16 protein-coding genes are annotated in these 17,269 nt (G+C 68.5%); 7 read left to right on the top strand and 9 right to left on the bottom strand.

All coding sequences use genetic code 11. From position 1 onward, the window contains the following. Positions 1-682 precede the first annotated feature (682 nt). Positions 683-1,138 carry a hypothetical protein gene (locus ACZ63D_RS03935; protein WP_465352790.1) on the bottom strand — a complete coding sequence of 152 codons (456 nt, stop codon included), beginning with the start codon at positions 1,136-1,138 and terminating at the stop codon, positions 683-685. Positions 1,139-1,225: 87 nt separating this feature from the next. On the opposite strand from ACZ63D_RS03935, the gene ACZ63D_RS03930 reads away from it, so the two are divergent. Then, positions 1,226-1,960 (top strand): TetR family transcriptional regulator, encoded by a 735-nt coding sequence (locus ACZ63D_RS03930; protein ID WP_465352789.1) that lies wholly within the window; start codon positions 1,226-1,228, stop codon positions 1,958-1,960. Positions 1,961-2,835: 875 nt separating this feature from the next. Here ACZ63D_RS03930 and ACZ63D_RS03925 read toward each other — a convergent pair. Continuing rightward, positions 2,836-3,729 (bottom strand): NmrA family NAD(P)-binding protein, encoded by an 894-nt coding sequence (locus ACZ63D_RS03925; RefSeq protein WP_465352788.1) that lies wholly within the window; start codon positions 3,727-3,729, stop codon positions 2,836-2,838. A gap of 79 nt (positions 3,730-3,808) precedes the next feature. On the opposite strand from ACZ63D_RS03925, the gene ACZ63D_RS03920 reads away from it, so the two are divergent. Both ACZ63D_RS03920 and ACZ63D_RS03915 read left to right on the top strand, forming a co-directional pair. Continuing rightward, positions 3,809-4,444 carry a TetR/AcrR family transcriptional regulator gene (locus ACZ63D_RS03920; protein ID WP_465352787.1) on the top strand — a complete coding sequence of 212 codons (636 nt, stop codon included), beginning with the start codon at positions 3,809-3,811 and terminating at the stop codon, positions 4,442-4,444. Next, complete coding sequence (locus ACZ63D_RS03915; RefSeq protein ID WP_465352786.1) at positions 4,441-5,568, top strand: mandelate racemase/muconate lactonizing enzyme family protein; 1,128 nt, start codon at positions 4,441-4,443, stop codon at positions 5,566-5,568. Before ACZ63D_RS03920 ends, ACZ63D_RS03915 begins: the two co-directional genes overlap by 4 nt. A 40-nt stretch (positions 5,569-5,608) precedes the next feature. Here the strand turns inward: ACZ63D_RS03915 and ACZ63D_RS03910 are convergent, their stop codons facing one another. The 3 genes from ACZ63D_RS03910 to ACZ63D_RS03900 all read right to left on the bottom strand — a co-directional run bounded on the left by ACZ63D_RS03910 (position 5,609) and on the right by ACZ63D_RS03900 (position 9,081). Next, a complete protein-coding gene (locus ACZ63D_RS03910) occupies positions 5,609-6,781 on the bottom strand; it encodes a glycoside hydrolase family 64 protein (protein WP_465352785.1) in 1,173 nt (390 codons plus the stop codon). 188 nt (positions 6,782-6,969) lie between these two features. After that, a complete protein-coding gene (locus ACZ63D_RS03905) occupies positions 6,970-7,488 on the bottom strand; it encodes a lytic polysaccharide monooxygenase auxiliary activity family 9 protein (protein WP_465352784.1) in 519 nt (172 codons plus the stop codon). 528 nt (positions 7,489-8,016) lie between these two features. Further along, positions 8,017-9,081, bottom strand: coding sequence for an aldo/keto reductase (locus tag ACZ63D_RS03900; protein WP_465352783.1), 1,065 nt, complete (start codon positions 9,079-9,081; stop codon positions 8,017-8,019). A gap of 117 nt (positions 9,082-9,198) precedes the next feature. Here ACZ63D_RS03900 and ACZ63D_RS03895 point away from each other — a divergent pair, with 117 nt between their 5' ends. Next, positions 9,199-10,029 (top strand): helix-turn-helix domain-containing protein, encoded by an 831-nt coding sequence (locus ACZ63D_RS03895; protein WP_465352782.1) that lies wholly within the window; start codon positions 9,199-9,201, stop codon positions 10,027-10,029. A gap of 4 nt (positions 10,030-10,033) precedes the next feature. Here the strand turns inward: ACZ63D_RS03895 and ACZ63D_RS03890 are convergent, their stop codons facing one another. After that, positions 10,034-10,603 (bottom strand): CGNR zinc finger domain-containing protein, encoded by a 570-nt coding sequence (locus ACZ63D_RS03890; RefSeq protein WP_465352781.1) that lies wholly within the window; start codon positions 10,601-10,603, stop codon positions 10,034-10,036. 274 nt (positions 10,604-10,877) lie between these two features. Between ACZ63D_RS03890 and ACZ63D_RS03885 the strand changes: the two genes are divergently transcribed. Continuing rightward, entirely contained in the window at positions 10,878-11,303 is a 426-nt protein-coding gene (locus tag ACZ63D_RS03885; protein ID WP_465352780.1) for an Ohr family peroxiredoxin, read from the top strand. A gap of 389 nt (positions 11,304-11,692) precedes the next feature. Here the strand turns inward: ACZ63D_RS03885 and ACZ63D_RS03880 are convergent, their stop codons facing one another. Beyond that, a complete protein-coding gene (locus ACZ63D_RS03880) occupies positions 11,693-12,622 on the bottom strand; it encodes a LysR family transcriptional regulator (protein ID WP_465352779.1) in 930 nt (309 codons plus the stop codon). Between the two features lie 84 nt (positions 12,623-12,706). On the opposite strand from ACZ63D_RS03880, the gene ACZ63D_RS03875 reads away from it, so the two are divergent. Both ACZ63D_RS03875 and ACZ63D_RS03870 read left to right on the top strand, forming a co-directional pair. Beyond that, a complete protein-coding gene (locus tag ACZ63D_RS03875; RefSeq protein WP_465352778.1) occupies positions 12,707-13,897 on the top strand; it encodes an MFS transporter in 1,191 nt (396 codons plus the stop codon). A gap of 21 nt (positions 13,898-13,918) precedes the next feature. Continuing rightward, the gene (locus ACZ63D_RS03870; protein ID WP_465352777.1) at positions 13,919-14,341 is read left to right on the top strand and encodes a PPOX class F420-dependent oxidoreductase; all 423 of its coding nucleotides are present in this window, start codon (positions 13,919-13,921) and stop codon (positions 14,339-14,341) included. A 3-nt stretch (positions 14,342-14,344) separates the two neighbouring features. Here ACZ63D_RS03870 and ACZ63D_RS03865 read toward each other — a convergent pair whose 3' ends face one another. Together ACZ63D_RS03865 and ACZ63D_RS03860 are read right to left on the bottom strand one after the other, a co-directional pair. Further along, on the bottom strand, positions 14,345-16,126 hold the full coding sequence (locus ACZ63D_RS03865; RefSeq protein WP_465352776.1) for a phenylalanine--tRNA ligase subunit beta-related protein: 1,782 nt from the start codon (positions 16,124-16,126) through the stop codon (positions 14,345-14,347). 13 nt (positions 16,127-16,139) lie between these two features. Beyond that, on the bottom strand, positions 16,140-17,165 hold the full coding sequence (locus ACZ63D_RS03860; protein ID WP_465352775.1) for a phenylalanine--tRNA ligase subunit alpha: 1,026 nt from the start codon (positions 17,163-17,165) through the stop codon (positions 16,140-16,142). Positions 17,166-17,269: the final 104 nt, after the last annotated feature.

Raw genomic sequence — 17,269 nt, 5'->3', positions numbered from 1 at the left:
CTCTATGCCTTCGTGGCGTTGCCCCCCCCCCCCCCCCAGCCCCCCCCCCCCCCCCCCCCCCCCCCGCGCCGTGTTTTTGGCTTCGTATCGGGGTGTGGGGGGTGTGGGTGCCTTGGGGGGTTGGGTGCGTGGGCTGCGGTTTTGGGGGTGGAAGTGGGGGTGTGTTTTGACTGGGGTGGGGTTGCGCCCCGGTTCTCTCGCAACGCTCGCTTTCCACGACACAATTCCCCTCACGGCGCTCTGTCCGCGAGGGGCCTCTGCGCGGGGAAGTCTTGTTCTGACCTGCGGGAACACCCGAAGATGATCACTGCGGCAAGATCGGGTAAGCGAGACGATCACGCGGCGGCGGACGGTGTGACCGCACACTCGCCGAGGACCGCCCGCTCGGCAAGCGCGGTCCGCCGGACGAACGGCAACCCGGACACACGGGCCTCGGGTGCACGTGACCGCGTCGAGGCCGTGCTCGCCCACAACGCGCTGCCCAACCACCCGACGAACTGAGCACATAAGCAGCACCCACACAGCCGAAGCACCGCAACGACCCGGATGCACCCGGACCGCCTTAAACGCACCCAACCCGCCGAACAACTGACTGGTCAACCACCCAAGCCCCCAGCCGCGCACACCGCCCGCTAACCGCCGCCCTCGGTGGAGTCGCGGTGAGCCGAGCGAGAGAAAGGGGTCAGGGGCGCTGGCGCACTCCGGCCAGTACGGCGCTCACGCTGGGGAGCCAGCGGTGCCTCGGGTCCGGTGCGGTCAGCCACTCGGGGCCTGTTCCAGGGGCCTGGTGACCGGTGGGCAGCGGGAGAAGCGCGCCGCTGTCCAGGACGGTGACGTCTGCGGGCAGGGTGCCGCGCAGGAGGAGTTCGCCGTCGGTTTCGGCGAGGATTGCCAGGCGCGGGCCGTGTTGGGTGGGGAGGATCAGGGACGGGCCTTCGCAGCCAAGGGCGGACAGGTGGGCGCGCACGGGGGCCGAGGTGAGTTTCGGCAGGGTGACTGCGCACAGGCCGTTTTCCAGGGCCAGGAACAACCTCGCGCCTTGCCGTCGGACTGACCAGCCGAACACCCCGCCGTAGTACGCGTCCGCCGGGTCTGGGCCGGTGTGGTGGTCGGGCCGCAGTTGCTGGTCGAGAGTCATCGTCGACGCCTTCCGCTCGCATGGGGTGCGTGACTATGTTAACGGCACTCAGTGCCACTAGCAAGCCGGGCTGCTACCGTTCCGGGAATGACGGAGACGCCGCGCACCCGGGTCGGGGCCACGCCTGCCGGGCGGCGGCAGTTGCGGCGCGCGCTCGCGACGGCGGCCGTGGATCTGTTCGCGGCCAACGGGTACGAGGCGACGACCATCGACGACATCGCCGCGGCGGCGGGCGTCGGGCGGCGGACGTTTTTCCGGTACTTCGACAGCAAGGACGACGTCCTCTTCGCCAACCACGACGAGATCGTCGCCGAGATGGAGCAGGTCTTCGAGACCGCCGACCCGGCGCGCGACCCGATCGAGGTCGCCACCGCCGCGGTGTCGCTCGTGCTGGAGTCCTACGCCGCGGAACTGGACGTCTCGCTCAAGCGATTCGCCCTCACCCGCACGGTGCCCTCCTTGCGGGACAAGGAAGTCGCGACGGTCGACCGCTACCAGCGAGTCCTCGCCCGCTACCTCCAGGACCGCTTCGCCGCGTCCGGCGACGAGGCCGCGACTCTCCGCGCCGCAGTGGCCGCGGCGGCGATCGCGGCGGCCAACAACCACGTCTTGCGGCGCTGGCTGCGCAGCGGCGGCCGCGACGACATCGAGGCCGCGGCGACGGAGGCGTTCACCCTGGTGGCGAACGCTTTCCGGACCCCCGGCGGGAAGTCGCCGGAAGCGGAGCCAGGCACTGTGGTGGCGGTGCTCAGCACTGCGACCCCGCTGCACGAGGTGGTCACCCGAATCGGCGCGGCGCTGCGCGAGGCCGAGACCCGGTGAGGCGCTTGCCGGTCGGCAAGTGAAGTGCACTGAGTGCCATTGGGCTCGGTGTGCCGGGTGCGTGGCTCGCGGGCGGGGTGGTGGCGGGGGTGGCTGGTCGGCCAGCTCGTGCCGTTCGGGCAGCACCCGATGTCGTCGGTCGCCTGACGGTTGGCGGAAATGCTGGTGCGCGTCGTTGGAGTGACGAGTGGCCTGGTGAGCTGGTGCTGGTTGTGGAGTGCTGGATGCGGTCGGTTGGCGGGAGTCGGCGGGAAAATGCTGGGGTGTGTCGGGCTCGGATGGCGGGGGTCTGCCGGGCCTGGCGAGCTGGTGCTGTTTGTGCGGTGCTGGATGCGGTTCGGTCACTCGGCAATCGACGGGGAAATGCTGGGGTGTGTCGCACTGGGATGGCGGGGGTCTGCCGGGCCTGGCGAGCTGGTGCTGTTTGTGCGTTACCCGATGCTGTCTCGCCCGGCAGCTGACGGGGAATGCTGGGGCACGTCGGGCCGGAGTTCGAGCGGTCTGCCGGGCTCGGTCCCTTGGCGTCGTTCGTGCAGTACCCGACGCTGCTGCGCCCGGGGCTGGCGGGGGAAGCGCTGGGGTGCGTCGGGTTGGAGAGGCAAGGAGGTCTGCCGAACCTGGTGGGCGTGTGCTGTTTGTGCGGTGCCGGATGCGGTCGGTTGCCCGGCAATCGGCGGGGAAACGCAGAGCACGCGGGCTGGAATGGCGAGTGGCCTGCCAGGCCTGCCGGGGCTGGTCCGGAAGCGATGACCGGATGGTGGGATTGGCACCGTGAGTCGGCGTCAATGGCGTGGGCGCTGAGGCAGTGGTTCCGGGGTTCGTGCGCACCGGTGCCGGGCTGGAGCGGCGAAGTGCGTCGGCGCTCCAGCCCGGGATCAGGCCTTGTCCACCGCGGGCTTAAGGACTTCTTCGCACCACTGCCGGAAAGTCGTCGGAGTCTCCACGGCATGCTGCGGAGTGCGGGCGACGCCCTCGTCCAGATGGTTCAGCTTCGCCGTCATCATGTCCATCATGGACTGTGCCATCGCCTCGGAATAGCCGTGGGCGACGACCTGCGCACCCAAGGCCGAGACCGGGATCTGCTGGTACTTGACCGGAAAACCCAGCACCTCGCTCAGGATCTCCGCTTCCTGGTTCGGCGACAGGTCCTCCGGGCCGAGCACCGGCACCTCTTCCCGGCCGGTCCACAAAGGATCGAGCAGCAGCCGGGAAGCGACCGCGGCGATGTCGCGTGTGCAGGCGAGCGGGGTGGCGTAGTCGGGCGGCAGGATGTCGTAGAAGGCGCCTTGTTCTTTGAGCGCCGCGGTTTGGCGCAGCAGATTGTCCATAAAGGTCGGATTCGCCAGCGCGCGGAAGGCGACCCCGGTGCTGGCGATGAGATCGTCCATGGCCAGCGTGGCCGTGACGTGCCCGGCCTTTTCGCCGAAGGCGGCACCGCGGCCGAGGGCGCTGATCGAAACGACCCGGCGGACGCCCTGGGTGCGGATCGCCTCGACGGCGGGGCGGGCGAAACCGGAGTAGGCCTCGTCGGCGCTCGCGGCGCGCGGGTTGGGCGGGACGAGCCAGAACACGGTGTCCGCGCCGTCGAAGGCTCGGGCGAGGACCTCGGGGTCGCTGTGCGAACCGGGATGGACTTCGACTCGTTCGCGCAGGTCAGCGGGCAGTTTCGCGGGATCGCGGACGATCGCGCGGACAGGGCGGGAACCGTCGGCGACCTCGGCGAGGACGCGGCTGCCGATGTTTCCGGTGGGGGCGGTGACGACGATCATGCGGGTTCTCCAGGAGACTGTCGGAAAGGTGGAGGAGGAAGTAAACTCTACCGTACCGTTTACTTGTGACGGAGGCAAGATGGCGCGTGAAGGCGGTTCGCAGCTGCGGGGTGCGGAGTTGCGCAAGCACATCCTGCTGGCGGCGAAGAACGTGTTCCTCGAGGCGGGGTTCGAGCGCGCGTCGATGGACGCGGTCGCGGCCGGCGCCGGGACCTCCAAACGGTCGCTGTACGCGCACTTCGAGAGCAAGGACAAGCTGTTCCTCGCGGTGCTCGACCTGGTCCGCGAGCTGTACCTCGGCAAGCTGATGACCCCGGACGCCTACGCGGACGACCCGGTCGAGGCGGTCGCGTTGTTCTGCGGGCGGTTTCAGCAATTGCTGACCTGGGAGCCGCAGGCGCGGACGTGCCGGCTCTGCGTCTCGGCCGCCGAGCGGCTGCCGGACAGTGCGAAGGCGTACTACGACGCGATGTTCGCGATCATGTACGCACGGCTGGCCGAGTATCTGGCTGCTCAGTACACATTGGACAGTTGCGACGCGGTGGAGCTCGCGGAGGGCCTCGTGGGGCGGACGGTGTTGCCGCGGGTGTTTCGGGTGTTGTTGAACGCTGAGGCGGCGATCGAGGAAATGCCCGGGACGGAGGCGACGGTGGAAAACGTTGACCTGGAACCGATTCGGCGGGTGGTCGCGGCGGAACTGGGGCAGCGCGCGTGAAGATCGCTGACGTGGCCGTGTGGGTCGTGAATCTGCCGTTGACGAATCCGTTCACCAGTTCGTTCGAGACCAAGACCGGTGAAACGCGCACGGTGGTGCGGTTGCGCACGGACACTGGCGCCGAGGGCTGGGGCGAGACGATGTGGGGCCGTCCGGTCGCGGAGCTGATCCGCAAACTCGGTGCCGAAATGATCGGCACGAGTCCGTTCGCGCTCGAAGCGTTTCATCGACGGCAGCACATGGTGCCGTTCTTCCACGGCTATCTGGGGTATGCAGCGCTGGCCGGGCTGGACGTCGCGTGCTGGGACCTCATCGGGCGAGCCACTGGGCAGTCAGTCACCGATCTCCTTGGCGGGGCGGTGCGGACCGAGGTGCCGATTACCGCGTTGATCACGCGTGCCGACGCGGCCGGTGCGGAAGGCGAAGAGCTGGCGCGGGGATTGGCCGAGCACGCGGCGAGGGTGGTCGCGGAGGGCGGCTTCTCGGCGGTGAAACTGAAGGGCACCCGGGACGTGCGCGGCGATGTCCGGATTCTGCGCGAGCTGCGGAACGCGTTGCCGGACGTGGAGTTGCGGGTCGACCCCAACGCGGCGTGGTCGGTGCCGGATTCGATTCGCGCCGGGATGGCGTTGGAGGAACTGGATCTGGAATATCTCGAGGATCCGTGCGCGGGAATCGAGGGGATGAGCCAGGTTCGCGCGAAGGTGCGGATTCCGTTGTGCACCAACATGTGCGTGGTCCGGTTCGAGGAGTTCGCTCCGGCGGTGCGGCTGGGTGCGGTCGATGTCATCCATGGCGACGTTTACAAATGGGGCGGCATCGCGGCGACGAAAGCGCTCGCGGCTCATTGCGAGACGTTCGGGCTCGGCATGAACCTGCACAGCGGGGGCGAACTCGGGATCGCCACCGCCGCGCATCTGGCTGTGGTGGCCAGCACGCCGGTGCTGTCGCGGGCGATCGACAGCATGTATTACCTGCACGCGGACGACATTGTCGCGCCGTTGCGGCTTTCCGGCGGGCGGCTGCGCGTGCCGACCGGGCCTGGACTCGGCGTGGAGGTGGACGAGGAGAAGCTGGCGTTCTACGCGGCGAAGAACGAGCGGGAAGGCGATCTCACCGGATGACCGTGCTGCGGTCCGAAAAGGACCGCAGCACGGTTTTGGCTCAGCGCAGGGCGTTTACCGTGATGGTGAGGGTGTCCGGATCTCCCGCCTGGACCGCGCCGCTAAAATCGGGGCCGGGGGAGACGTCGTCGTACGGGAATGCGTAACCGCGGTTGTCCGGCAGTTTGCTGTGCACGATCCGGGCGTAGTGGTTGGTTTCCGGGTTCTGATAGAACTTCGCCGGGTCCTCGCCGGTCGGCTGTTTCGGGTTGTCGCGCAGGGTGGTGCGGTTCAACGCCGCCGCCAGCCGGGGGATGATCGCCTTGCGCGCGTCGCTGTCGCCTTGCTTGATGGCGAACGGGCCGCTGTCGCAGCTCCACACGTCCGGTGTCGCGGGTTTGCTGAAGCGTTCACCGTTGTTGAAGGCGAGCACGCCGTCCGCGCCGACCTGGCCGGTGAACGCGCCGAGGCCGGGCACCTGGGTGTCGACGGTGAGCGTTTCGCTGGTGTATTTCTGCCATACCTCGTCGATGTAGCCGTCGAGGTATCCGCCGAATTGGTCGGCGCGGTAATGCGCGGACAGCGCGCGTAGCGGCTTTCCGTCGCCGCCGGTTTCAATGAGCGAGCCCCACTTGCCGCCTTGGCTGTTGAGTGCGTCGCAGATCGGGTCGAGCGAGCGGGCGGGGAGACCGGGCACGGTCTGGTCGCCGGATCCGGTCGTGGTGAGGTGCAGGCCGATCGGGATCGCGACGAAGTCGACGTAGCTGATGTTGGCGAACAGCACGTCGTTGTTGAAGGTGAATTCGCAGAACGACCAGTTCCGGCCGTAATTCGGGTCGTCGGCGGCGAGGAAGCTCGGATGCACGAGCGCCGGGCCCTGGTTGACGAAGAAGTCCAGTTTGTCGTCCAGCACGATATAGATCCGGGCCGCGTACATTTTCGGCACGGTGACCTGGGAAACCGATTTCAGCGGGATCGCGCAGTCCTCGCCGAGCGGAGTGTGGTCGCTGCCCGGGGAGGGCGGATAGTAAGGCGTGCCATCGGCTTTCAGGATGACGAGCCGGTTGTCCAGCGTCGTTCCGGTGATGTATGCGTACGCCTGGCCGGCGCCGGACTGGTCGTCGAAGGCGACCTTCGCGGTGTCGGGGGTGGTCGCGGAGGCGAACGCGGCGTTCCAGAGTGGAAATGTCGCGGCTGCCGCTGATGCGCCGAGGAATGCCCGCCGGGAAATCAAGGAAAACCGCCTCCTGGAGTCGTGTCCTTTTCCGGTGACCGGCACGCTAGCCACGGCCGGGAGAGGCGGTCAACGAATGCGGGTGAAATTGGCTGGTTTTGTCATTCCCGGAAATCGCCGCTGACGCGCACTGAGGCACGGGCCGCCGCCACGGCCCGTGCCTCAGTGTGTTGTGCGGACTTTTCGGGTCAGCTCACCTGCAGGTCGATGCAGGCGTAGAAGGCGTTCGCGGTGTCCGCGATGTTCCAGACGGCGAGGACCGTCTGCCTTCCGGTGTGCCCCTTGAGGTTCACGTTGTGGGTGACCGTCGCCGGGGGTTGCTGGCCGCCGCCGTCCACGGTGGCGATCTTGTCGTTGCCGATCCAGTATTCGTAATTGGACGTGCGGTGCCGGGCGGTGAACTTCCAGGTGAAGGCCACCGAGGAACCGACCGGCGTCGCCTTCCAGCCCTTGTTGTTGTCGTTCAGTTCGGCGAACTGCGCGTTGCCGCCGTTGCAGCTGTGCAGCCCCTTCGGCCCTTCGACGCTCTGCGGTTCGTACTTGATCTGGCCGCAGGACACCGTTCCCTGGGCGCACTGGGCCTGCCGGCTCGCCGGCGCGTTGACGTACCCGTGCGCGCTCGCGATGCCCGCCGGGCTGATCAGCACGAGCACCGGGGCGATCGCCGTGCCGACCGCCGCGGCGACGAGTTTCCGGTTGGCTTTCATGGGCAGCTCCTTCGGGGAATGCTCGTTTCCCGGTGCGGGTACGACAAAGCGACGCACCGGCTTTCCGGGAGCCGGCCCGCACCAGGAGAGAGCGAAGGGGGTGGGCTTCTTGGTCTAGACCATACGCCCGGGGCTCCGGAAAGGTCAACAGCTGGCAAAGAAAGGCGGGGTCGCGGTTATCCGTCAACGTTGTCAGGAAAGACTGTCCGACAAGACCACTGTCTCTTGTGGTGTTTGCCGCACGAGGTTTCGCGATTGCGCCGGACGGGTGGTGAGGCGCGAATCATGGCCACCCAGCGTGATTTAGTCCGCCCTGGACTGTCTATAGTGGACAGAGAAAGGCTGCGCGGACGCAGGAAAACCAGTCGGCCGAGGTGGTCTGGTGCAGCGATTCTGCCCGCACCTCGGAATACCCGACTTCCGGAGGGTTGAACGAATTCGACTGGAAATGCTGAACTGGTTGGTTGGGTGTTCGCACGGGGCGCTTTCGCGGTGCTCTATTTCGCGCGGCCGCGGCGACTGGAGGGGTCAGCGGCGGTCCTCGATGGTCAGGTCGCCCCGGGTCGCCGTGCGAAGGTGGTCGCTGGCGAGCACGTCGTGCGGGAACCCGAGCTGGATCGCGCTGACCTCGGCGAGCCGGGCCAGATGCGGTCCGGCGAACTCGACCGTGAGCGCCGCGAGGTTGTCTTCCAGCTGGTCAGGCGTGCGGGCTCCGACGATCGGCGCAGTGATGGCGGGGTTCTGAAGCGTCCAGGCGAGCCCCGCCTGGGCGGGTGTGCAGCCGATCTCCTTGGCGACGCCGGCCAGGACTTCGGCGATGTCCAGGTTGCGTTCGGTGACCGAGCCGAGGGCCCGGTTGAAACTCTTGCGCGTGCTCTCGCCGGGGGCGGGTTCGGCGGCGGTCAGGTCGGCGCGGGTGTATTTGCCGGTCAGGACGCCGCCGGCCAGCGGGGAGTAGGGGACCACGCCTAGGCCCATCTCGCGGGCCATCGGCAGCAGGTCGCGTTCGGCGGCGCGCTCGACGAGGTTGTACTCGACCTGCAGCGCGACCAGCGGCGTCCATCCGCGTAGGTCGGCGATGGCCTGCATGCGCGAGATCTGCCACGCGGGGGCGTTGGAGATGGCGACGTAGTGGACCTTGCCCTGGCGGACGAGGTCGTCCATGCCGCGCAGGATTTCCTCGACCGGCGTCGTGAAATCCCAGACGTGCAGGTAGAGCAGGTCGAGATAGTCCGTGTTCAGCCGCCGCAGGCTGGCCTCCACCGAGGCGAACAGGTTTTTGCGGTGCGGTCCGCCGGAGTTCGGGTCGTGCGCGCGGCGCAGGGTCGTGTATTTCGACGCCAGGACAAGGCTTTCGCGGCGGCCGCGGGCGAACTTGCCGAGCAGGCGCTCGGCGGTGCCGTCGGTGTAGGTAGGCGCGGTGTCGACGAAGTTGCCACCGAGTTCGACGTAACGGTCGAACAGCCGGCGTGCGTCTTCCTCAGCCGCGCCCCAGCCCCATTCGGTGCCGAAGGTGGCTGTGCCGAGGGCCAGCGGCGAGACCCGCAGCCCGGAACGGCCCAGCAGCCGGTAGGTGTCGAGGGTGAGCGGCATGGGTCCTCCTGTGGTTGTTTCCAGTGCCGCTGACCAGCCTGTTCGCCTCGCGGGCCCAGGGTAAGGGAGGGACTTGCCTAGGAAGGCGAGTCCTACCCTGGCGTAGAGTCGGAGGCGATGACGCGCGCGGTGGACCGAGCTCAAGAACTGGCGGCGTTCCTGCGGACCCGCCGCGAACGCCTCGACCCGGGCGAGTTCGGCTTGCCCGCGCGCCGCCAAGCCCGGCGGACGCCCGGCCTGCGCCGCGAGGAAGTCGCCGAACTGGCCGGGATCAGCATCGACTACATCGTGCGGCTGGAACAGGCGCGCGGACTGCGTCCGTCGGCGGACGTCGTGGAGGCGTTGGCCGAAGCGTTGCGGCTGAGCCCCGGCGAGCGCACTTACCTCTACGGCTTGGCTCAGCAGCAGCCTCGGTCAGCGGGCAAACCGGCTGCCGTCGCGGCGGAACCCTTGGCCGAGCTGATCGCCGACCTTTCCCCGCTCCCGGCGATGCTGCTCAACCACCGGTACGACATTCTCGCCTGGAACCGGGAAATGACGCGCTTGCTGGTGGATTTCGAAGCGCTGCCGCCAATGCAGCGCAACGTGATGTGGCTGTGCCTGCGCCATCCGGAGCTGCGCACATTCTATGCCGACCGGGAAACCGTTGTCCGGCAAGGGATCGCGCATCTGCGCGCGGCCTGGGCGGCGCATCCGGACGACGCGGAGCTGGGCGGCCTCATCGCGGAATTCCTGGAGCAGGACGAGGAATTCGCGCGGTGGTGGGCGGAACGGGACGTCGCGGTCAACGGCCGGGGATCGAAGGTGCTGCGGCATCCCGAAGCCGGTGAGCTGACGGTGCGGTTCGAGGTGCTCGCCCCGGTGGAGAATCCGGACCAGCGGGTGCTGATCTTCCGCGCGGCGGACGACGGCAGCCGGGCGGCGCTGAACCGCTTGTTCGCCGGCTGAACGTTCAGGATTGCCGAGACGGGGTCAGCGGGGGATTGCCTCGCCGCCGCGCCCGGTAAGCCGCGGCCTTCATTTTGTTTCCGCAGGTGGCCATCGCGCACCATTCGCGCCGGGATCCTCGCGAATGGTCCAGGTAGACCTGGGTGCATTCCGGCCGTCCGCATTCCTTCAGCAGATCCGCGTCCGGCCCGCCGAGAATCGCCACCGCGGCCCGGGCCACGCTCGACAGCGCCTGCGCCGCCGTCGCCCGGACGTGCCGTCCGGTCCGGCTCAGCTGCGGGACCGCGTCCGGCTGCGCGGCGGCCTCGTTGACCAGCGTCAACGCCTCCGGGTCGTACTCGCGGCCGACGAGCCGGGCCGTGACCAGGGCGTAGATCGCCTCCCGGACCGCGATCGCCCCGGCCAGGTCCGCGGCCGTGCTCGCCGGGTCGGTGTCGGTGACCCCCGACTCCCGGAACCAGGCGTCCAGGCTGCGCGGCGAACCCAGCATCTCGGCGGGCTCGTCGTTGCGGCGGGCCCGCAGCGTGCCGACGAAGTCCAGCGCCGGGTTCCCGCAGGGGAAGGCGTGCTCCATGCGCACCAGTCTGACAGGTGATGAATCGCGACGCAAGGAACTCTAACCAGCCTAGGAGGTTATGAGTAGCGCGTCACATGAATGTGTAACCGTCTTGACAGGTGACGAATGGTCGTGCGAAGGTTCTCTGGTCGCCGAGACCGGCCCGGTCTCCTTCTGAAAGGTCACGTCCGATGGACCCGATCACCTTGGTTTTCCGCGAGGTTCTCGGCGCACTGGCGGCGCTCACCGGCATCGTCCTCAGCGGTTTCTGAAATTTCTGGAAAGGAAAGTCATGTCTGCGACCACTTACACCGCCGTCGTCACCACCACTGGGGAAGGCCGCAACGGCGGACGCGCGGTTTCGTCCGACGGCGCGCTCGACCTGAAATTCGCCATCCCGAAGGAACTGGGCGGCAACGGCGGCGCGACCAACCCGGAGCAGCTGCTCGCGGCAGGCTGGTCGTCGTGCTTCATGGGCGCGGTCCGGATCGCCGCGGCGCAGCGGAAGGTGAAGCTGGCGGACTTGGCGGTCGTCGCGGATGTCACGCTCCACCACGACGAGGCGAACTTCTGGCTCAGCGCCGCGCTGCACCTAGAGCTGACTGGCGTCGACCAGGAGACTGCCGACACGCTGGCCGCGGCCGCGCACCAGACCTGCCCGTATTCGAAGGCGCTCGGCGGGAGCATCGAGGTCACGGTGGACGCGACGGTGGCCTGACCGGACGGTCGGCCGGGGGTGCGGGCGGTGGCCTCGACCTGGTGGGGTGGTTCGTCTGCCGGTGCCGGGGCTGGGGTGCGGGGCTGGCGGGGTGGTTCGGCGGTGCTCTTGCGGCCGGGGTGGATCCGGTGATGCCAGGTCAGGCTCGGATTGGCGGGGCCAGCCGGGCCAATTCCCGTGCTGCTTCGGTGGTGCTCTTGCGGCCGGTTGGGCGGACTGAGCGGTGCCAGCTCAAGTTCGGCTTGGCGGGGCCTGCCGCCGCGGTGGTGCCCTTGAGGCAGGTTGGGCGGACCCAGCGGTGCCAGCTCGGCCTCGGGCCTGCCGGGGCAGCTCGCGCGCCGCTTCGGCGGCGCTCGTGCAGCCGGTTAAGCGCACCCAGCGATGCCAGGTCAGGGCACCGGCGGCGCCTGCCGAGCCAGCTCCCGCGCCACCTCGATCGCCACCTCGACAGTCCGCGCCGCGAGCGGGGACTCGGCGTCGCGGCCCGGTGGCCAGTGCAGATAGATCGAACGGGCCGGGGCCGGGTCGAGATGGTGCACCCGCAGATCCGGCCATCCCTCCGGTCCATGGATGGCACCGCAATCCCGGCAAACGACCTGGTGGACCGCCAGCCATGGCAAAACGGCGAGTCCCATTCCGGCGCGCACCATCGACAGGATCGTTTCGCTGCCCGCGGACCGGAACACAATTCGCGGCCGCGCGCCTGCGGACGCGAGGGATTGTTCCAGTCTGGGCTGGTCGCCGGTCGGCGGCCAGGCCACCATCGGCCTTCCGTCCAGTTTCCGGACAGGCACCGGTCCGGCGGGCAGGTCGCCGGGCGGCGCGATCGCCAGGTAGGGGTCTTCCAGCAGCAGGACATGGTCCGTTTCGTCGCTGAGCAGCCCGTCGTGGAACAGCAGGTCGAGGTCGCCGAGCCGGGGTTCGTCGGGTTCCGAAAGCCGGATCTCGCAGCGCGGGTGTTCCTCCCGGACGCGGCGCAGCACGGTCGGCAGGATCGCGTGGGAGACGCTCTGCAGGGTGCCGACGTCGATCCGGCCGTCCCCGGCCTTGAACCGGTCGACCGCCTGGACCAGCGCCTCGGTCTTCGCCAGCACCTCCCGGCCGTGTTCGAGCACTACGGCGCCGAGGGGAGTGATCCGCACCGGCCGCGGTCCGCCCGGGCGGTCGAAGACCGCGCCGCCGAGGGTCCGTTCCAAGGCCGCGATGTGCTGGCTCACGCTCGACTGCGTGTAGCCCAGCCGGGTCGCCGCCCGGGAGAACGTGCCCTCCTCGGCGATCGCGAGCATGGTGGTCAGCTGCCGCAGGTCGAAGTCGGCCATGGCCTCAGTGTATTACGATCAACGATGGATTCGATCGTAAACAATCGCTTTTATTAATCTCCCGGCGCTCTTAGCGTCGGTGCCATGACAGCGACGATCACCGCCGGGACAACTCCGGTCCGCAGGCTGCCGTCCCTCGCGTGGGCGCTGGGGGCGTGTCACCTCGTCGCCCGCGGCGGCGCGTTCGTGCAGCCGATGCTGGTGCTGTACCTGACGCAGGAACAGCGGATGACCCCGACGGCGGCGGGCGCCGTGGTGGCAGCCGTGGGCCTCGGCGACTTCGGGTCGCAATTGCTGGGAGGCTGGCTCGGGGACCGGATCGGGCGGCGGAAGACGATGCTTTTCGGGTTTCTCGGGACGGCAATCGCCTTGGCTGCCTTGGGATCCGCCGAAGCGACGCCGGTCATTGCGGGCACCGCAGTGGGCTACGGCCTTGCCGCCGGGCTGTTCCGGCCGGCGGGATCGGCGTCGGTGGCGGACCTTCCACCAGAGCAGCGCGTGCGGGCGTACAGCCTCCTCTATTGGGCGGCGAATCTCGGTTATGCCATCGCCGCAACGGTTTCCGGGGTCTTGGCGAGTCGTGGTTATGGCTTGCTGTTCTGGCTGAACGCAGGCGCGATGCTGGCCGCGGCGTTGATCGTGGTGGCCGCGGTACCGGAGACTCGTTCGGCCGCGAGCCGCGTCCGACGCGCGCTCCTGCCAGTTTTGCTTGCCGACCGGCTGATGATCGCCATGACGCTGATTCACGTCGGCTGCTTCACGCTGCTCATGCAAGCGTTCGCCACCTTGCCGTTGCTGATGACCGCGCAGCGGTTCAGTTCCGCTGCCTACGGTGCCGCGCTCGCGCTCAACGGGCTCGCCATCGTTGTCCTTCAACCGCTGGCCGTCGCGGTGCTGGCGAATCGAGACCGGGGAACGGTGCTCGCCGTCTCGATGTTGCTGGCGGGCGTCGGCGGCGGGCTGGCCGCCCTGAGCCAAAGCATTGCTGGCTATGCCGTCGCGGTACTCGTTCTCAGTCTCGGGCAGATCGGGCTGGCGGTCCAGTTCGGTGCGACGTTTGCTGCTCTCGCGCCGCCTGATTTGCGCAGCGGGTACCTGGGCGTCGCGTCGAGTGCGTGGAGTCTTGGCGCGGTCGTCGGCCCGATGCTCGGCACAGCGTTGCTGGAGCAAGCTGGCCGGACTTGGCTGGGCGTAGTGGCTTTCGCCGCTGGAATTCTGCTTTTCCTGGCACAGCAGAGTGTTGCTGGCCGTCTTCGGGACCGAACCCAGCGTTAATCAACTGAAAGGAACGCACTGATGACCACCATGACTGACAGCGAATGGCGCGCCTTCCTCGCCGAGGGAATGAGGCTTGCCCACCTGGCCGTCACTCGCGCCGACGGACGCCCGCACGTCACCCCGATCTGCTTCGTCCTCGACGGAGACGAAATCGCTTTCGCGCTGTCGCCGGGAAGCGTCAAAGGAAAAAGCCTTGCGCGGGACGGGCGGGTCGCCGTCTGCGTCAGCGATGAGCGGCAGCCGTACAGCTTTGTGACCATCGAAGGACCGGCCCGGATTTCTGCCGAGCCAGACCGGATCAGGCGGGTTGCGAAGGGGATTGCTGACCGGTATTACCCTGGTCAGTCCTCAGTGGACCTTGCCGAATCGTTCGTCCACGGTGGATTCACCGCGGTACGGATCAGCATCGCGCACGTCATCGCCCAATCCGGTCTTGGCTGAATCTCACCGCAACCGCGCCCCGGCCCGTTCCAGTGCAGCAAGCACGGTGGAGCGGGCTGTGGCGATTTCGCCCGCGGTCAGCGTCGCGGATCGTGGGCGGAGCGTGACTCGCAGGGTGAGCGACCGATGATCCGCCGGAATCCGCGAATCCCGGTACTCGCCGACATAAGCCACCCGCTGCACCAAGGCATGGGCTTGGGTCGCGGTGTCGGCGACCAGCGACCACGGCACGGTGTCGGCGGCGAGGACGGACAGGTCGAAGTCCGACTCCGGCAGATCGGCGACCGGGGCGTAGCGGTTCTCGCGGGACGGGTGCGTGCGCATCGCGTCGAGGTCCAGTTCGACGCAGGCGATCGCGCCCCGGTCGATGCCCGCCGCCCGGAGCACCGACGGCCGGACCAGCCCCAGCGCGCCGCCTGGGCGGATCGCCAGCCGGGCGGACGGGTCCGTCCAGGCCTGGTCCGGTGTGCCGGACAGGTCCAGCGAAGCGAGATGGCAGTACCGCCGGATCAGCTCGGCCAACCCCTTGGCTCGGCGGAACAAGTCGACTCCGTCCGGACCGGCTAGCAGGATTCCGGCGGAGGTCCGCTCGCCCGCGGCGAAGACGGTGCCGACTTCGAAGAGGCTGAACTCGTCGTAGTAGCGGAGGTTGGCGGCTGCGGCTTCGAGCAGGTTCGGGATCAGCGACGGACGCAACCGGGTGCGATCCGGGGCAGGCGGGTGGTCGATCGTGAGGGTGGCATCGAGTCCGCACGCGGAGAGCAGGCGGTCGGCGGACCACGGGTAGGTCAGCACTTCCGCCACGCCGCCGCGCGCTGCGAGTACCTCCCGGACCTGGCGGCTCAAGGGGAGCCGAGGGCGCGGGGCCAGCTCCACGACCGGCCTTGGCGCGGGCAGGGCGTCGAAGCCGTGGATCCGGGCCAGCTCCTCGACGATGTCCACGGGCAGGGAGAGATCGCCGGTGGAACGCCACGACGGAGCGACGACCCGCAGCAGTTCTCCGATGATTTCGGCGGTGCAGCCGAGGGCGCGGAGGATGCGCAGCATCTCGGCCGGAGGCAGCCGGACGCCGATCCGCTGTTCGATCTCGGTCAGGCTTGCCTCGATTTCCGCTGGTTGAGTGGCGGCGAGGACGACGTCTTCCTCGCCGAGTGCCACGGCGGACGGGTCGGTTTCGGTCAGGAGGTGGAGGAACAGGTCGGCGGCTTGGTCGGCGCGTTGAGTGTCCAAGCCCTTTTCTTGCCGCACAGACGCTTCGGTGCGGGCGCTGCGCCGGGCTCGGCTCGGGATCAGGGTCGGGATCTCGAGCACGATGGTGTCGCCGGAAGTGCGGACGTCGCTGGGCTGTCCGACCGCGAACATCACGTAGGCGCTCAGATCGGCGCACAGGTTCCGGGTGGGTTGGCCGATGCTCCGGAGCCGGTCGCGGATGAAAGCTGGAGTCGGCACGGAACTGTCCACTGTGCACCGCAGGGCCAGGATACGTTGGTGCCAGGCAGGATCGGCCACGGTGAGGCCGGTAGTGCTGGGCGGCCGGGCGATGCGGGGGAACGGAGCCAGCGGGAGTCCATACAGGACAGACAACTCGCGGGCGATACCGTAGTGGCACCACAGGTCGGGTCGATTGGTGAGCGATTTGTTGTCGATCTCGAACACGATGTCGCCGTCGACGACGTCGTATCCCTCGACTTCGACGGTTTTCAAGGTCAGCTCGTGCGCCAGTTGGTCCGGCGAACAGCCGGGCAGCGGAACGTAGTCGGCGAGCCAGTCCCGGGAAATCTTCACGGCAGCGGGCCTTTCAGGCGAATTGGGAGAGGAAGCGCAGGTCGGCGCTGTGCATCAGCCGGACGTCGTCAATGCCGTACCGCATCATCGCCAGTCGGTCCAGTCCGACGTTCAGGTAACAGCCGGACCAGTGCGCCGGGTCGAGTCCGGCGGCGCGCAGCACGTGCGGGTGCGGGCTTCCGCCGGGCATGACCTCGAGCCAGCCGGTCCGTCCGCAGGTCCGGCAGCCGCGTCCGGTGCACACCTGGCAGATCATGTCGATCTCGAAACCTGGCTCTACGAACGGGAAGTATCCTGCGCGCATCCGGGTTTCCACGGGTGCGCCGAATACGGTGCCGAGAATGACGTCGACGAGGAACCGGGCAGTGGCGAGCGGAATGGCCTTGTCCACCACCAGCACCTCGTACTGGAAGAACGCCCGCTCGTGCCGGGCGTCGGTGCTTTCGTTGCGGTAGACCCGGCCTGGGTAGGCGATCCGGACCGGCGGCTCGTGCGTGCTCAGGTACCGGACGCTCGCGCCGGTCAGATGCGGGCGCAGGCAACGGCCGTCGGTCAGCCAGTAGGTGTCCATGCTTTCGCGCGCGGGATGGTCGGCGGGGAAGTTCAGCCGGTCGAATTCCACTTCCGCGGAACTGATTTCCGGACCTTCGACCACCGCGAAGTTCAGCGCGCGGAAGGCGTCGTCGAGGTCGTATCTGAGCTGGGTGACCGGATGCAGTCCGGCGGTCGGCGGCACCACGCCAGGGACGGTCGGGTCGAGTGGACGGTCCAGCGCGGTTTCGGCGGCTGACCGTTCTTCCAGGGCGGCGGCAATGCGCTGGTGTGCCTTGGAAAGCGCGAGTCCGAGCTGCTTCCGGGAGGCCGGATCGCAGCTGCCGAGTTCGCGGCGGACGGCGGCCAGCGGACTGGACTTGCCGAGCGCGGAACGACGCACCGCGGCGACGGCGGCCGGGGTGCGGGCCTGGGCGAGATCGGCGAGCGCGGCCTCGGTCAGCGCGGCGATCCGGCGCAGCACCGAGGCGGGTTCAAGGGGGTCCACGGAAGGAGTTCCTCACTTCGGGTCGTGAAGTTCTGGACTTCACCCCCGGGCAGTGAGGGGAGACGCGGCCGTCAGCGGGCGGAACCCGGCGCGCACGCGCAGCC

The sequence above is a fragment of the Amycolatopsis sp. NPDC104775 genome (assembly GCF_055583325.1).
Note: the sequence above shows the minus strand (reverse complement) of the source record. Positions and strands in the feature narration are given on the sequence as shown.

What these genes read in the sequence shown, in the direction of transcription:
- ACZ63D_RS03935 (WP_465352790.1), bottom strand. Translation starts at nt 1,138, where the DNA reads ATGACTCTCGACCAGCAACTGCGGCCCGACCACCACACCGGCCCAGAC.
- ACZ63D_RS03930 (WP_465352789.1), top strand. Translation starts at nt 1,226, where the DNA reads ATGACGGAGACGCCGCGCACCCGGGTCGGGGCCACGCCTGCCGGGCGG.
- ACZ63D_RS03925 (WP_465352788.1), bottom strand. Translation starts at nt 3,729, where the DNA reads ATGATCGTCGTCACCGCCCCCACCGGAAACATCGGCAGCCGCGTCCTC.
- ACZ63D_RS03920 (WP_465352787.1), top strand. Translation starts at nt 3,809, where the DNA reads ATGGCGCGTGAAGGCGGTTCGCAGCTGCGGGGTGCGGAGTTGCGCAAG.
- ACZ63D_RS03905 (WP_465352784.1), bottom strand. Translation starts at nt 7,488, where the DNA reads ATGAAAGCCAACCGGAAACTCGTCGCCGCGGCGGTCGGCACGGCGATC.
- ACZ63D_RS03900 (WP_465352783.1), bottom strand. Translation starts at nt 9,081, where the DNA reads ATGCCGCTCACCCTCGACACCTACCGGCTGCTGGGCCGTTCCGGGCTG.
- ACZ63D_RS03895 (WP_465352782.1), top strand. Translation starts at nt 9,199, where the DNA reads ATGACGCGCGCGGTGGACCGAGCTCAAGAACTGGCGGCGTTCCTGCGG.
- ACZ63D_RS03890 (WP_465352781.1), bottom strand. Translation starts at nt 10,603, where the DNA reads ATGGAGCACGCCTTCCCCTGCGGGAACCCGGCGCTGGACTTCGTCGGC.
- ACZ63D_RS03885 (WP_465352780.1), top strand. Translation starts at nt 10,878, where the DNA reads ATGTCTGCGACCACTTACACCGCCGTCGTCACCACCACTGGGGAAGGC.
- ACZ63D_RS03880 (WP_465352779.1), bottom strand. Translation starts at nt 12,622, where the DNA reads ATGGCCGACTTCGACCTGCGGCAGCTGACCACCATGCTCGCGATCGCC.
- ACZ63D_RS03875 (WP_465352778.1), top strand. Translation starts at nt 12,707, where the DNA reads ATGACAGCGACGATCACCGCCGGGACAACTCCGGTCCGCAGGCTGCCG.
- ACZ63D_RS03870 (WP_465352777.1), top strand. Translation starts at nt 13,919, where the DNA reads ATGACCACCATGACTGACAGCGAATGGCGCGCCTTCCTCGCCGAGGGA.